This is a genomic window from Vibrio sp. D54 (genome assembly GCF_021728075.1).
Classification (GTDB): domain Bacteria; phylum Pseudomonadota; class Gammaproteobacteria; order Enterobacterales; family Vibrionaceae; genus Vibrio; species Vibrio alginolyticus.
In genome coordinates, this window is record NZ_JAKKCS010000010.1 from 165,496 (window position 1) to 180,949 (window position 15,454).

Consider the following 15,454-nt stretch of genomic DNA (forward strand, 5'->3'; position numbering starts at 1 on the left):
AAAGAACGCAAAAGCCAGTCGATATTGACTGGCTTTTTAGTTTGCTTCGTTTGATAGAAGTGAGTACTACTCCCCCATTGAACTAGAGGCTCGACGACGATCCGTTGCGCCATAAAGCTTGCCATCTTTTAGCTCAATTGCATTCAAACCGCTTACCACTGGAATAACGTGCACTGGGTAGCCAAGCTCCATAAACTCAGGCACCAGCATTTCTGCGAACGTTTTCTTTTCCACCAGCAAGCCAGTCGGGTCATAAGGCTTAGTGCGGTCTATTTTGGTGCCGTACTGAATGTTTGGTAAGTCAATAGCCTCTTGCGCTGATAAGTTCCAATCCAGCACCCCAACCACGGTTTTGAGTACATACCCCGGGATTTGTGAACTACCTGGTGACCCAACCACCAAACGCAAATTATCATCACTGTCCATCACCATTAATGGCGTAATAGCCGAACGTGGACGCTTGCCCGCTTCAATTGAGTTTTGTGTAGGTTTGCCGTTAACCGTTGGCAGAGGTGAGAAGTTCGCCATTTGTGCATTCAAGATAACGCCATCGACCATCACACCCGAGCCCATACCCGTTCCTACCGTGCTGGTCATCGCAATTGCATTTCCATCTCTATCGACGATAGAAATATGCCCTGTATCTTTGCTCTCGAAGCCTTGATATTGCGCATACTGAGTTTGCGTTATCTGTCCTGCTTTTGGATCCTCTTTTAAAGTGCCATTATCAGGGATTAAATCACGTCTCTGATCTAGATAGGCTTTAGACAATAACTGTTCAACTGGCGCTTCCACATAATCCGGATCTCCGGCATACGCAATACGATCGGCTTTTGCTATTCGCATCGCTTCAGTCATGAGACGCCAAGGTTCCACATCCGTTTTCGCCATATGGGCAATGTCATAGGGTGCGAGCAGTTCAAGACTCTGAGCGACCATCACACCGCCCGAAGCTGGGTAACCAAAAGAGACGATTTTATTCCCACGGTAGTCGCTCTCAATGATGTCACGCTGCTTCACTTGGTAATGTTTAAAATCTTCTAAAGACAACTTCTCGTGTTGGTCATCAATACGACTATTAACCGTCTCTACGATGTGCTGACCAAGCTCACCACCATAAAGGTAACGATCGCCTTGTTGCGCGATCTTCCTCAGCGTCTCAGCCATCTTAGGGTTCTTCATCAAGGTTCCCGTCGGCTTAATATCGTCCCCTTGCCAATACAAGGCTTTCACTTCCGGATCTTGCTCAAGTCGGCTTTGCTCTCTTACTACGATGTCGTAGGTGTAGCTGTTCATCGCGTACCCATTGCTCGCCAATGTAATCGCCGGCTTAATCAGCTCTGCCCATGGCAACTTGCCGTATTGTTCATGAGTGGTGTAAAGCAACCGCAACGTGCCCGGAACCGCAACAGAACGAGGGCCTAATATTTCGTTGCGACTGAGTACTTCCCCATTCTCAACAAACATTTCAGGGTTCGCGCTAGAGGGCGCTTCATCTCGACCATCAAGGGCCAGAAATTTTTTCTCGTCATGTTGATAAAACAGCGCGAAAGTCCCGCCGCCAATTCCGGTCATATCTGGCTCAACGACAGACATCACCATCTGCATCGCGACCATAGCATCAACAGCGTTACCGCCTTCTTTCAATATTGAGTAACCGGTACTGCTCACGTAAGGATTCGTCGCACTGACCATGAAATCTTGCCCGCGACTATCTGGTGTAACTGGGAATGGGTCTGGCTTTGCTGCATAGCTTGTCGATGCAACAATACTTAAAGAAAAAATCAGAATACGCATGTGTCTCTGTTTAGACTCCTATTATGTGATGGGGTCTAACGTGGACCAAGTCATTACTCCGAAGTTCGTGAAGATGGTGTCTTTTTACACAACGCTGACTGGAATCGCGCTATCAATAGATGAATGATATTGGTGCTATTTAAACGACTGAGAAAAGCTATATTTTGCTTGTTTGAGTATCTAAAAATCATCACCAGAATAGATGCAAAAGATGCTCTGAAAAATAAAAAGCCAGCGATATGATTTCGCTGGCTTGATGTTTTTCTACAAGAGTTACCCTTTCCACTCATACAACGCTGGTATACGAATTTGCTCACCTTGGAACTCAACAATCACAGCTTGCGGTTGTATTTCTCTTAGAGTGACCTGATCATCAACGACATCCCCTTGATGATACTCAACATTGTTAATTTTCACCCAACGGCGATTTTCATCACTAGCGTACATATGGGTTTGCAAATTAAGCGCAGGTAGACGCCCTTGCCACTGGTGAGCGTTGCGCTCTAAATCGTTCACGCGTGCCGTTTGTGATGAAGAGTTGTCATCATCTCGGGATAAGGCATTTTCGACCTTCCTAGCTAAATCAGGAGATAATGAGGATAAGTCCAGATCATCCAAAGACAACCCGAGGTCCTCTTCAGCAGCAGAAGTCGTTTGGGTTGATGCTGAGTTGCGTGTTTCATCTCTGCTTGGTGTATGGCTCGTGTATTCATCGGGGGTGGTAAATGTACCAAAATCACGCGATAGCTCTGCACTTGGCCACTCTCTTGGCAATTGGGCCAACTGGGTGTTCTCTGGATAGTCCAATACTTTGAAAGGTGATACCACTTCTACCTTTTCTATCGGGGACGTTGTATCTACTTCAACACTCGGTGCAAAGAGATCTAAGTACCAAGCGACTCCGATAGCAGAAGCAGTGATTGGCAGCAAGAACAGACCTATATGTTTCACAGCTGACATTATGCGTCCTCCTTCTCGATTCTCGCCAGTTGAGGCGCATCTGGCTGAACATTTTGCTGAAGTCGGTCTAGCGTTCGCTTACCTGCAATACCATCGACACCAATTCCTTGCCAACGTTGAAATAATTCGATTCGCTCTTTCATCGCACCATCAAAAATAGACGTTTCAAGCAGTGGCTCACTCACCGCTTCTGCTAATAATCGGTCTAATACTTCAATCGCAGGGCCTTCCATGTCTAAACGTAATGTTTCATTCAGCGGAGCATGCCACAGTTCGATAATATTGCCCTGCCACAACGGCTTTAGCCATGAAATTGGCAGACGGAGACGCTGCTTACCATTGAGCACTTCAGCTTGGTCATTACCGACGGCATATAGAATGACATACCCAACATCACCTTGATAATTCAACTCCAAGATCACAGGGCGATTTTGTTGCATCAACAGCGGCCAAGTCGCCATTTTACGCTCACAACGCATAGTCGACTGCGGTTCTGACAAACAAAGATTATCGCGAACCGATGCTTGATATCCCCACAAACGATACAAATCATTTACAGCGAGGTTCGACTGTTTTTGTGTTAACAATAAATCACGCTGCTCATCCGTTAACTGTTGGCTGACGACGGTTGGTGTTGGCTCTACTCTTGGCTCCGTCACTTGTGTCAACACTGACGTCGCTTGAGCTGGCATATAATTCACGACCGCCCACCCCGTACTTAATGCAGCAATAAGGCCTACCGTGACAGAGCCCCAAGCAGGCCAACGGAAAGTCCGGCGCTCTTTTTTATCTTGCTGATAAATATCTGCCTGAAACTGCATCACCTCTTCACAGGCCTGCTGAACGGTTTGCTTATCCACAACCACATTACCCTGGTGATAACTAATGTTGAGGGATTTGTCACAGATAAGGTTGATGAGCCGCGGTATACCGTGACTGTATTTGGCTATAAGTTTACAAGAAGCACGATTAAACAGTTGCTGGTCGCCACCTGCTGTATGTAGTCGAAATGCGATGTAATCTTCTGTCTCTTTTTCATCCAACGGCAACAGGTGATAACGCCCGGTAATACGCTGGGCAAGTTGGCGTAGTTGTGTTGTTTGTAATAACCGCTGCAATTCAGGCTGCCCGACCAACAACACTTTGAGCAGTTTTCTGGTATCGGTTTCCAAGTTGGTCAACAAGCGCAACTGCTCTAGAACGTCGGCAGCAAGGTGTTGAGCCTCATCAATGACCAGCAATGTCTGCCAACCTGAACGATAATTACGCAGCAAATATTGATGGATAACCTGGTTTAGCTGTTTGAGGTTTGCGTCTGGCGGATAGGTGATTTTGAACTCATCACAAATGGCTTCAAGCAAGTCTCTACTCGAAAACGTGGGATTGAGGATAAGACCCGCTTTGGTGTTATCACCCAAATTCGCCAGCATCGCTTTTGCGACAGTCGTTTTGCCTGTACCTACTTCGCCAGTAAGCATAGCAAAACCACCGCCATCGCCTAGCCCGGCTTGGAGATGTGTGATTGCCTCTTTGTGACGTTGGCTTAAATACAAATAACGTGAGTTTGGAACAATCGAAAATGGTTGTTCGACAAACCCAAAAAAGTCCTTATACATTAGGCTCTCCAGCTAAAAAACCACCTGAGAATAGTCAGATATAATATAAACATAGCCGCATCTACTCTCGGGAGTAAAGAAAAGTACCATTGCTTGCTACAATGTCCAACGGCATATCCATAAATTAAGAGGTAATTCGTGCAAGTTTATTTAGTAGGTGGCGCAGTTCGAGATAAATTGCTCGGAATTGATAGTTATGACAATGATTGGGTGGTCGTAGGCGCGACGCCTGAGATGATGTTGTCCCAAGGGTACACCGCCGTTGGTAAAGACTTTCCTGTATTTCTGCATCCCAAAAGTAAAGAAGAACATGCCCTTGCACGAACAGAGAGAAAGTCAGGTTCTGGTTACACTGGTTTTGAATGTTTCTTCGATCAAAACGTCACCTTAGAAGAAGATTTGATACGTCGTGATTTAACCATTAACGCGATGGCAATGGAGAGTGATGGCACGATCCATGACCCATATGATGGCCAGCAAGATCTCAACGATAAACTGCTACGCCATGTATCAGACGCCTTTATTGAAGACCCTCTACGCGTTTTACGTGTCGCTCGCTTCGCTGCAAAGCTTGCTGATCTAAACTTTACGGTTGCCGACGAAACTATGCGGTTAATGCGTCACATGGCAGAGTCCGGAGAACTGAGCACACTGACTCCCGAGCGTGTTTGGCAAGAATGGCATAAATCTCTCTCTACTCCTCGCCCTGATATTTTCTTATCGGTTCTACGAGACTGTGGTGCATTAACCGTGGTGTTACCTGAAATTGATGCATTATTTGGCGTACCTCAACCTGAGAAGTGGCATCCAGAAATCGATACTGGCATCCATACTTTGATGGTGGCAGAGCAAGCCGCAAAATTGAGTAACTCACTCCCCGTCAGGTTTGCCGCCCAAGTGCATGACTTGGGTAAAGGCGTGACGCCAGAGAGCGAATGGCCAAGCCACAAAATGCATTGCCATACAGGATTAAAACTGATCAAAAAGCTGTGCGAACGTGTCCGGGTACCAAATGAGTTTCGTGATTTAGCCTTGATGGTGTGCGAACAGCACTCCAATATTCATCGCGCGGCTGAACTTAAACCACAAACCATAATTAAAATACTCAATAAACTTGATGTGTGGCGTAAGTCCGAACGTCTGCAAGATATCTTGCTTTGCTGCCAAGCGGATCACGCTGGTCGTAAAGGACTGGAAACGCAACCATATCCACAGGCGGATATTTTTAGGCAAGCCTACCAAGCAGCAGCGGCAGTTGACGTTCAAACCATAATCAAAGAGGGCTTTAAAGGCCCTGCGATTCGTGACGAGCAAGAAAAACGACGTATTGAAGCAGTGAAAGCAGCACTTAAGAAGTAACGAACAAACAAAAACGCCCGCGGATTTCACGGGCGTTTTTCGTTAACATCAATTATGCACTTAATAGAAAAGCGAACAAACCGACGCCCAAAATCAGACGGTAAATCACAAACGGTGTCATGCCCATGCGTGAAATCATCTTCAAGAAGAAGTGGATACAGATGTACGCACTGATAAACGATGTGATAATGCCAGTCAGTAAGAAACCAACATGGACAGGTTCACCACTGGTCACTAACTTCATACCTAAGTAGCTACCAGCTAATGTAATGATTGGGATCGACATTAAAAATGAAAAGCGGGCAGCCGCTTCTCGAGTAAAGCCAAGGTAAAGCGCTGCTGTAATGGTCGCCCCTGAACGTGAAGTTCCAGGAATCATCGCTAAGGCTTGAGCAATACCGATAAATACAGCTTTCTTCCAACCCGTTTGGTATTCATCGGCAACGAGTTTAGCGTTTTTGTCTACCCACCATAGCAACAGGCCAAATACGATCGTAGTAGTCGCGATGACGTAAGCGCTACGTAGATACACTTCAATGATGTCTTTCATCAATAAGCCGAACACACAAGCTGGAATCGTCGCAATCACGATCATCCAAGCCAATTTAGCTTCTTTACTGCGATCTCCTTTAAAGATCGAAGCAAATAACGCTTGAAACAAAGTGATTACTTCATGACGAAAATAGATCACGACAGCCATTAATGTACCGACGTGAACAGCAACATCAAAGGCCAGACCTTGGTCTTCCCATCCTAAAATAGCGGAAGGCAGGATCAAATGGGCAGAGCTTGAGATAGGCAAAAACTCTGTCAGCCCCTGAATCAGAGCCAAAATAAAGGCTTCAAAATAACTCATGTAAACAACTCAAATTAAAAATGAAAGGAAACGGGTTTGAGCGAATCGACTGGCTGCATAGCATGCCAAATGTCTGCGACTGTGCGTCCATCGCCTGGGATAACTAATTGCGGTTCGAGATCATACAGTGGCTTTGTGACAAAAGGATATTTGTAGATATCACTGCGAGGTAGCTCAGGTTTTTTCTTGGAGACGCGCTCACCGAACAACACTATATCGAGATCAAGTGTTCGATCCTGATACTTTTGCGCGTTTTCTTCGCGCCCCCACTTAAATTCAATCTCGCGTAGTTGATGGCTCAACTCTTCTAATGACAACTCGGTACGCATTGCAACGACAAAGTTGTAGAAATTCTTGCTGCTAAAACCAATAGGTTCGCATTCATATATCGGTGATACGAGGAGATTTTCTCCAAGCCGTTGCAGCTCCTGATACGCAGCAAGCACATGTTGCTCTCTTTCTACGTTCGTCCCAACACCGATATAGGTGGTGATCATGCTCGGCCTCGCTCAATCACCACACCAACAGCACGTGCTTGTGGCACGGCGCCAGGCTTCGCTAGGCGGATTTTCACCCAAGGCACAAAGAAACGCTGCATGATAAGCTCTGCTACTTCTTCAGCCACGCGCTCGACCAGTAAGAAACGACCATTTTCAATGTGGTTAAGTACCGCCTCACTCACCTGCGAATAATCCAGTGCATCTTGCACATCATCACTTTTGCCCGCAGGTTTATTATCGTGTGCCATTTCAATATCTAGAACCAACTTTTGTTTGATTTGTTGTTCCCAGTCGTACACGCCAATTGTGGTGATTACTTCTAACTGTTCAATAAAAACTTTATCCAGAGCCATCTTATGTCCTTCTATTACAGAGGTCGGATACCCGTGAGGGGTAATTTGATCGTAGTATTCTATACCTAAGTAACATTTACTTTGGTCATCACAATGTTACTTAGGTATAAACTGCGAAAGCATCTTTATATACAAGAAATCACATAATGCAAGCTCTATCACAGTGAGGATTTCTGCATTATGTAAATTCGGGGTATGATAGCAACTACGCGGGAACCGAGCATTAAATTCCAATCCATCAAGGACTTCTATGGACGCACTGGCACTGATAATGACAATGGCCGCCTATTTATTAGGTTCGGTTTCCAGTGCGGTTTTGATCTGTCGACTCTTAAAACTGCCAGACCCACGCAGTGTGGGATCTAACAATCCTGGAGCAACGAACGTATTGCGTATTGGCGGACGAGGAGCCGCTGTTTCAGTCTTGTTGTGCGATATGCTCAAAGGCACTATCCCCGTGTGGGGCGGATACTTTCTTGGTATCGACCCTATCATTCTTGGTGTCATCGCCATTGCTGCCTGTCTTGGCCACATGTACCCCATCTTTTTCCACTTTAAAGGCGGAAAAGGTGTCGCGACCGCGCTTGGCGCTATCGCTCCGATTGGTTTGGACTTAACAGGATTGGTAATGTTAACTTGGCTGTCAGTAGCCGCGCTATTCCGCTATTCATCCTTAGCGGCTCTCGTCACGGTTTTGGTCACTCCGTTTTATACTTGGATGTTTAAACCGCAATACACGTTACCTGTTGCTATGCTGTGCTGCTTAATCGTATTTAAGCATCATCAAAATATTCGTCGGCTTTTGTCTGGCGACGAGCCAAAAATCGGCGAGAAAAAACTGACACAAAAAAACTCGGCTTAATGCCGAGTTTTTCGTTTAAAGAAGGATGTATTGGTTACGCATGAACTCGATTCAGGAAGCTCAACAACATCTGGTTGACGAACTCAGGTTGCTCTAAACAACTGATGTGTCCCGCTTGAGGAATCTCCACCAACTCACTGCCTGTGATACAGTCTTTCATTAAATAAGATTCAAAAACTGGACGGGGTTTATCTTCACAGCCCACTGCAATTAACGTCGGCAGAGCAAATTTTTCCGAATCCTCAATCACATCACGGCGACCAAACACCATGCGCCCTATGCGAGCTACTTCCACCGCACGCTCACCATTCAGGTCTTCTAAACTGCGTTTGAATGAAGCGACAAGTTTAGGGTTATCCTGATTGACGTTGTTGGCAAAGAACAGCGGCACAACGGCTTCAATAATTGGCGCAGGCACTGCTTGGACTTGGCTGATGGTATCAAGCATTGCAAAATACTTCTTATACGTAACTTCTGGCTCCCAGCCAATGAAGGTATCCATCAATACCAGTGACTTAACACGTTGCGGCGCTTGAGCCGTTAGCTCTGCTCCCCACATGCCGCCAACAGATAAGCCCACTATCGAGAACTCTTCGATATCTAAATGATCCATCAATGCCAACATATGTTGTGCATAGTCGGCCAATGACTGTGTCGATGCAGGTGCAGCGTCCGATTCACCATGTGCCCAAAGATCTGGCACAATACAACGGAATGACTGGCTTAAAACCTCAACTTGTGGCGCCCACATTTGGCTATCCCAAAGGTAACTATGACCAAATAGAAGCACAGGGCCCTCACCTTTATCTAGATAAGCAAGTTGCTGACCTTCAATTTCAAACTTATTCATTGTTATATCCATTTCTTATTCTTCCACGTCATCCTAGCACTGAAACAATAGCGAACTGATCGCATCAGTCAGAATGTAAAACGAGGCGGTTCATTGAATAATTAAAAATAAAGGCCTCTGAGGAGCAGAGACCTTTATTACACAGAACCGGTTTCAAACTTACCGCATAAATTTGATTAAGCGACAGGTGTTAGTTGATCAATTGGCCAACGTGGACGAGCCTCTACTGACATATCAGCCACTTCGCCATTCTTCAAGCGCTGCATGCCTGCGTAAGCGATCATCGCACCGTTATCTGTACAGAACTCAGTTCGTGGGTAGTAAACTTCGCCGCCAACTTTCTTCGCTAACTTCTCTAACTCAGCTCGCAAACGACGGTTAGCACTCACACCACCAGCAATAACAATGCGTTTCATGCCTGTTTGCTCAAGCGCGCGCTTACATTTAATAGCCAACGTAGCACACACAGCTTCTTCAAATGCTAATGCGATGTCCGCGCGGGTTTGCTCGTCATCACCGTTTGCAGCAATCGTGTTAGCCGTAAAGGTTTTTAGACCAGAGAAACTCATGTCCAAACCTGGCACATTCGTCATTGGACGCGGGAACTTAAAGCGGCCCGGTGTACCTTTTTCCGCCAGTTTAGATAATAGTGGACCGCCTGGGTAATCCAAACCCATTAGCTTCGCTGTTTTATCAAACGCTTCGCCCGCCGCATCATCAATCGACTCACCTAGAATTTTGTATTCACCAATGCCTCTCACTTCCACCATCATAGAGTGGCCGCCCGATACTAATACCGCCACAAACGGGAACGGTGGAGGGTTATCTTCCAACATTGGAGCCAATAGGTGACCTTCCATATGATGAACAGGCACCGCTGGCACTCCCCAAGCATAAGCAATACTGCGACCGATAGTCGCACCCACTAATAGCGCCCCAACAAGACCAGGCCCCGCGGTATACGCGACACCATCGATGTCTTTTGAAGTTAAGTTCGCTTCTTTTAGTGCCTCTTTAATAAGAGGAATGGTTTTCTTTACGTGGTCACGTGAAGCCAACTCAGGCACCACACCGCCGTAATCTGCGTGCAGTTTTACTTGGCTGTATAGCTTGTGTGACAAGAGACCGTTTTCATCGTCATAAATTGCGATGCCAGTCTCGTCACAAGAGGTTTCAATACCAATAATGCGCATGGTTTTCTCAGTATGCTTTCTGTATAGAGGAAATTTGGGCGTCATATTACCTCGCCTTGGTGCTGCAAACAAATTTTGTACAGACAATAATCGACAAAAGGCTTTACAAAGTAGTTGTGATCGGATTAAAATTCCGCACCATTTTTGATCAAGCTGGTAAGAGACCTAACAATTGTGATTTGGTCTGTTGAATACCAGCGTTAACGAATAACCCCTGAGGTGAAAGGCATATGCCAGTAGTTAAAGTACGTGAAAACGAACCGTTCGACGTTGCTCTACGTCGTTTTAAGCGCTCTTGCGAAAAAGCAGGTATCCTTTCTGAAGTGCGTCGTCGTGAGCACTACGAAAAACCAACTACAGTTCGCAAACGCGCTAAAGCAGCAGCTCAAAAGCGTCACGCTAAGAAGCTAGCTCGCGAAAACGCTCGTCGCGTTCGCCTGTACTAATAACTGAGCTCCAAAAGGAATTTAGTTATGGCTCTGATTGATCAACTCAAAGAAGAGCAAAAATTAGCGATGAAAGCCAAGGACAAATTGCGCCTTGGTACTATTCGTTTAGCCCTATCAGCAATCAAGCAACGTGAAGTTGACGAACAGATTACTCTGAACGATGACGACATTCTTGCAGTATTGACCAAGATGGTTAAACAACGTCGCGACTCTGTAGCGCAGTTTGAAGCAGCGGGTCGTCAAGATCTTGCTGATGCGGAACAAGCAGAAATTACCGTTCTTGAGGACTTTATGCCTCAACCACTGACAGACGAAGAAGTAGCGGCTCTCATCGAGAACGCGATTGCTGAATCTGGCGCAGCTGGCATGCAAGACATGGGCAAAGTAATGGGCGTTCTGAAACCGCAAATTCAAGGGCGTGCAGATATGGGTAAAGTAAGCGGTTTAGTTCGCGCTAAATTGGCTTAAGGTACCCCACCCAATTGCAGCAAGCCGTGCTATCCTTTGGAGCGCACGGCTTGTTTGTATCTGGATGGATGGAATGAAATCAATGGGCAATACGCTCATTCTTTTAAGGCATTCACTCCACTCATCATCTTCTTTTTTTGTTAGGTTTTATGGCTGGACACATCCCTCGCAGTTTTATCGATGACCTTCTAGCTCGACTTGATATTGTCGATATCATCGACGCACGTGTGAAACTTAAGAAAAAAGGCAAAAACTACGGCGCATGCTGCCCGTTCCACAACGAAAAGACACCCTCATTCAGTGTCAGTCAAGAAAAGCAGTTCTACCATTGTTTTGGTTGTGGCGCGCATGGAAATGCCATCGATTTTTTGATGGAATTCGACCGACTAGAATTTGTCGAAGCCATTGAAGAACTCGCTTCATACTTGGGTTTAGATGTTCCTCGTGAACAACGTAGCGGCGGTAATGGTTCGTTTCAATCAGGCCCACAAGCAAGCAGCAGTGAAAAACGTAACCTATACGACTTAATGGGCAGCATTGCGCAATTTTATCGTAACCAACTCAAACAGCCAGCAAGTAAGGTGGCGATTGAGTATCTAAAAGATCGCGGCCTGTCTGGTGAAATCGTCCAGAAGTTTGGCATCGGCTATGTGGCTGATGAATGGGATTTAGTTCGTAAGAACTTTGGCCAAAATAAAGAAAACCAAGACATGCTCGTCACAGGCGGCATGTTGATTGAAAACGATAAAGGCAACCGCTACGACCGATTCCGTGGTCGAGTGATGTTTCCTATTCGAGACAGACGCGGCCGAGTAATAGGCTTTGGTGGTCGAGTATTAGGTGATGGGACACCAAAATATCTCAACTCACCCGAAACCCCGATATTTCATAAAGGTAAAGAGTTGTATGGCCTTTATGAAGTACTACAAGCGTATCGTGAGCCACCACAAATTTTAGTGGTTGAAGGCTATATGGATGTTGTCGCGCTTGCTCAATATGGCGTAGATTATTCCGTTGCCTCATTGGGAACCTCGACAACGGGCGATCACTTGCAAGTGTTATTCAGGCAAACAAGCACCGTCGTGTGTTGTTATGACGGTGACCGCGCAGGCCGTGAAGCCGCGTGGCGTGCCATGGAAAATGCATTGCCTTACCTAACGGATGGTCGCCAGTTAAAATTCATGTTTTTGCCGGATGGAGAAGATCCCGACTCTTATATCCGACAAAACGGAAAACAAGCATTTGAGCAGCAAGTGTCTAATGCGATGCCCTTGTCTGAATTCATGTTCAGCTCATTGACTCAGCAGGTCGATATGAGCACGAAAGAAGGCATGGCAAAACTGAGTACTCTTGCGGTTCCTCTCATTGATAAAGTCCCTGGCGGCACTTTAAGACTATACTTGAGAGAATTGCTTGGCCGCCGTTTGGGTTTGGTTGATGAACGCCAACTACAGCAGCTAATTTCAAAACAAGGTAAAGAGGATAAAAGGCCTCAACCTCATAAAGAAATCAAGCGAACGCCGATGCGAGAAGTGATCGCGTTACTGATTCAAAACCCACAATACGTAAGTATGGTGCCAGATCTAACTAGCGTTAGAGATTTGCCCATTCCTGGTCTAAGTTTATTTGTTGATGTACTTGATAAATGCCAAGCGCATCCCCATATCAACACAGGCCAATTATTAGAGCATTGGCGAAACAGCCAAAATGAGACCCTTCTGTCTCGTCTCGCGAGTTGGGACATTCCACTCGATGAGGACAACCAAGAAGAAATCTTTTTAGACTCACTGGATAAAATTATTGCCCAGTGCGTAGAAAAACAAATTGAAAACCTGCAGGCCAAAGCAAGAAGTGTCGGTTTATCAGCCGAAGAGAAAAGGGAGCTGCTAGCACTTATGCTAGATTTAAAAGCGTAACCCTGTTTAATTAGTCAGCAACGATTTAATTTGTTATAGTAAGTGGTTTGCATTTCGCATACTGATTCCTTCACCAGATTACGAAGTTGGATACCGTCTATGGATCACAATCCGCAGTCACAGCTAAAGTCACTTGTTATTAAAGGCAAGGAACAAGGCTATCTGACCTACGCCGAAGTAAATGACCACCTACCTGCTGAAATCGTAGATTCAGAACAGGTAGAAGACATCATTCAGATGATCAACGACATGGGCATTAAGGTAGTAGAAACTGCTCCTGATGCTGATGATTTAGCACTGAACGATGACACAAATATTACCGATGAAGATGCAGCCGAAGCTGCAGCCGCTGCACTTTCTAGCGTAGAGAGTGAGATTGGTCGTACAACAGACCCAGTACGTATGTACATGCGTGAGATGGGTACTGTCGAACTTCTAACTCGCGAAGGCGAAATCGACATCGCAAAACGTATTGAAGAAGGTATTAACCAAGTTCAATCGTCTGTTGCTGAATACCCAGGCACAATTCCGTACATTCTTGAGCAATTTGACAAAGTTCAAGCTGAAGAACTACGTCTTACAGACCTAATTTCGGGTTTTGTAGATCCAGATGCTGACGACACCGCTGCACCAACGGCAACACACATCGGTTCTGAACTGACTGAATCTCAGTTAGAAGAAGAAGACGATGAAGACGTTGATGACGACGAAGATAGCGATGACGATTCAGATGATTCTGAAGAAGATGTAGGTATCGATCCAGAATTAGCGCTAGAGAAATTCAACCAACTACGCAGCACCTATCAAAATCTTCAATTAGCAATCAACGAGTACGGCTATAACAGCCCGAAAGCAACCGTTGCTAATGAAATGATGCTAGACGTATTCCGCGAGTTTCGTCTAACACCTAAACAGTTTGATCACCTAGTGAATGAACTGCGTACTGCTATGGATCGCGTTCGTACTCAAGAGCGCCTGATCATGAAGTCTGTCGTTGAATACGGCAAAATGCCGAAGAAATCATTCATCGCGCTGTTCACTGGTAATGAATCAAGTGAAGCTTGGTTGGATGAAGTTCTTGCTTCAGACAAGCCATACGCTGAAAAGATCAAACGTAACGAAGAAGAAATCCGTCGTTCAATCGCTAAGCTAAAAATGATTGAAGAAGAGACTTCTCTAAACGTACAGAACATTAAAGACATCAGCCGTCGTATGTCTATCGGTGAAGCAAAAGCTCGCCGTGCGAAGAAAGAGATGGTTGAAGCGAACTTGCGTCTTGTAATTTCTATCGCGAAGAAATACACCAACCGTGGCCTACAGTTCTTGGATCTGATCCAGGAAGGTAACATCGGTCTGATGAAAGCAGTAGATAAGTTCGAATATCGTCGTGGTTACAAGTTCTCGACTTACGCAACGTGGTGGATCCGTCAGGCAATCACTCGTTCAATCGCGGACCAAGCACGTACGATTCGTATCCCGGTACACATGATCGAAACGATCAACAAGCTAAACCGTATTTCTCGTCAAATGTTGCAAGAGATGGGTCGCGAGCCACTACCGGAAGAACTGGCAGAGCGCATGCAAATGCCAGAAGACAAGATTCGTAAAGTTCTAAAAATCGCTAAAGAGCCTATCTCAATGGAGACACCAATCGGTGACGACGAAGATTCGCATCTAGGTGATTTTATCGAAGATACAACGCTAGAACTTCCGCTAGATTCTGCAACTGCAACTAGCCTTAAGGTGGCAACAAAAGACGTGCTTGCAGGTCTAACGCCACGTGAAGCGAAAGTACTTCGTATGCGCTTTGGTATCGACATGAACACTGACCATACTCTAGAAGAAGTTGGTAAGCAGTTCGACGTTACTCGTGAGCGTATCCGTCAGATCGAAGCAAAAGCACTACGTAAACTTCGTCACCCAAGCCGATCAGAGACTCTGCGCAGCTTCCTAGACGAATAATCGCAGCGCATACAAGCTTTTAGAAATCAAAAAAGGTGACTTTAGGTCACCTTTTTTATTATCTACTGTTCTAAGTGGATAAAAACTAAGCGCAATTGCCCTAGTTGGTATCTAGACACCTTGCAACGCTTCCCCTATAATCGTTGTCCTATTAAGGCCCCTTAGCTCAGTGGTTAGAGCAGTCGACTCATAATCGATTGGTCCGCAGTTCAAGTCTGCGAGGGGCCACCATTATTCCTTAAGGCTTATGGAGAAATCCGTACGCCTTTTTTCGTTCTAGTCCTTTCCATATCCGGTCTGCGATTACTTCCGG

The 15,454-nt window shown here is 45.7% G+C and carries 14 protein-coding genes and 1 tRNA gene; 7 read left to right on the forward strand and 8 right to left on the reverse strand.

Annotated features, from left to right (window positions below; translation table 11 throughout):
- Window positions 1–66: 66 nt before the first annotated feature.
- From ggt to L3V37_RS14860, 3 genes are all read right to left on the reverse strand, one after another.
- Window positions 67–1,797, reverse strand: coding sequence for a gamma-glutamyltransferase (gene ggt, locus L3V37_RS14850; protein WP_085569661.1), 1,731 nt, complete (start codon window positions 1,795–1,797; stop codon window positions 67–69).
- 273 nt (window positions 1,798–2,070) lie between these two features.
- Entirely contained in the window at window positions 2,071–2,757 is a 687-nt protein-coding gene (locus L3V37_RS14855; protein ID WP_005387437.1) for a general secretion pathway protein GspB, read from the reverse strand.
- Window positions 2,757–4,373 carry an ExeA family protein gene (locus tag L3V37_RS14860; protein ID WP_237306517.1) on the reverse strand — a complete coding sequence of 539 codons (1,617 nt, stop codon included), beginning with the start codon at window positions 4,371–4,373 and terminating at the stop codon, window positions 2,757–2,759. The genes L3V37_RS14855 and L3V37_RS14860 overlap by 1 nt, the downstream gene beginning before the upstream one ends.
- Window positions 4,374–4,511: 138 nt before the next feature.
- On the opposite strand from L3V37_RS14860, the gene L3V37_RS14865 reads away from it, so the two are divergent.
- The gene (locus L3V37_RS14865; protein ID WP_237306518.1) at window positions 4,512–5,732 is read left to right on the forward strand and encodes a multifunctional CCA addition/repair protein; all 1,221 of its coding nucleotides are present in this window, start codon (window positions 4,512–4,514) and stop codon (window positions 5,730–5,732) included.
- A 52-nt stretch (window positions 5,733–5,784) separates the two neighbouring features.
- On the opposite strand, the gene L3V37_RS14870 is transcribed toward L3V37_RS14865, so the two are convergent.
- Genes L3V37_RS14870 through folB form a run of 3 tightly spaced genes read right to left on the reverse strand, consistent with a single transcriptional unit; the run spans window position 5,785 to window position 7,441 of the window.
- Window positions 5,785–6,588: an undecaprenyl-diphosphate phosphatase gene (locus L3V37_RS14870; protein WP_017636143.1), complete on the reverse strand. Its 804-nt coding sequence runs from the start codon at window positions 6,586–6,588 to the stop codon at window positions 5,785–5,787.
- Between the two features lie 14 nt (window positions 6,589–6,602).
- The gene (gene folK, locus L3V37_RS14875) at window positions 6,603–7,085 is read right to left on the reverse strand and encodes a 2-amino-4-hydroxy-6-hydroxymethyldihydropteridine diphosphokinase (protein WP_005387457.1); all 483 of its coding nucleotides are present in this window, start codon (window positions 7,083–7,085) and stop codon (window positions 6,603–6,605) included.
- Window positions 7,082–7,441, reverse strand: coding sequence for a bifunctional dihydroneopterin aldolase/7,8-dihydroneopterin epimerase (gene folB, locus L3V37_RS14880; RefSeq protein WP_154204854.1), 360 nt, complete (start codon window positions 7,439–7,441; stop codon window positions 7,082–7,084). Before folB ends, folK begins: the two co-directional genes overlap by 4 nt.
- A 250-nt stretch (window positions 7,442–7,691) precedes the next feature.
- Here folB and plsY point away from each other — a divergent pair, with 250 nt between their 5' ends.
- The gene (gene plsY, locus L3V37_RS14885) at window positions 7,692–8,303 is read left to right on the forward strand and encodes a glycerol-3-phosphate 1-O-acyltransferase PlsY (RefSeq protein ID WP_005379857.1); all 612 of its coding nucleotides are present in this window, start codon (window positions 7,692–7,694) and stop codon (window positions 8,301–8,303) included.
- Between the two features lie 34 nt (window positions 8,304–8,337).
- Here plsY and L3V37_RS14890 read toward each other — a convergent pair whose 3' ends face one another.
- Window positions 8,338–9,153: an alpha/beta fold hydrolase gene (locus tag L3V37_RS14890; RefSeq protein ID WP_237306519.1), complete on the reverse strand. Its 816-nt coding sequence runs from the start codon at window positions 9,151–9,153 to the stop codon at window positions 8,338–8,340.
- A gap of 176 nt (window positions 9,154–9,329) precedes the next feature.
- Complete coding sequence (tsaD, locus tag L3V37_RS14895) at window positions 9,330–10,346, reverse strand: tRNA (adenosine(37)-N6)-threonylcarbamoyltransferase complex transferase subunit TsaD (protein ID WP_005379854.1); 1,017 nt, start codon at window positions 10,344–10,346, stop codon at window positions 9,330–9,332.
- A 230-nt stretch (window positions 10,347–10,576) separates the two neighbouring features.
- Here tsaD and rpsU point away from each other — a divergent pair, with 230 nt between their 5' ends.
- The 5 genes from rpsU to L3V37_RS14920 all read left to right on the forward strand — a co-directional run bounded on the left by rpsU (window position 10,577) and on the right by L3V37_RS14920 (window position 15,372).
- Window positions 10,577–10,792, forward strand: coding sequence for a 30S ribosomal protein S21 (rpsU, locus tag L3V37_RS14900; RefSeq protein ID WP_001145625.1), 216 nt, complete (start codon window positions 10,577–10,579; stop codon window positions 10,790–10,792).
- 27 nt (window positions 10,793–10,819) lie between these two features.
- Entirely contained in the window at window positions 10,820–11,263 is a 444-nt protein-coding gene (locus L3V37_RS14905) for a GatB/YqeY domain-containing protein (protein WP_005379720.1), read from the forward strand.
- 149 nt (window positions 11,264–11,412) lie between these two features.
- Window positions 11,413–13,179 carry a DNA primase gene (gene dnaG / locus L3V37_RS14910; RefSeq protein WP_005379719.1) on the forward strand — a complete coding sequence of 589 codons (1,767 nt, stop codon included), beginning with the start codon at window positions 11,413–11,415 and terminating at the stop codon, window positions 13,177–13,179.
- A gap of 99 nt (window positions 13,180–13,278) precedes the next feature.
- On the forward strand, window positions 13,279–15,141 hold the full coding sequence (rpoD, locus tag L3V37_RS14915) for an RNA polymerase sigma factor RpoD (protein WP_005395986.1): 1,863 nt from the start codon (window positions 13,279–13,281) through the stop codon (window positions 15,139–15,141).
- Between the two features lie 155 nt (window positions 15,142–15,296).
- Window positions 15,297–15,372: transfer RNA gene (locus L3V37_RS14920), tRNA-Ile, on the forward strand.
- Window positions 15,373–15,454: the final 82 nt, after the last annotated feature.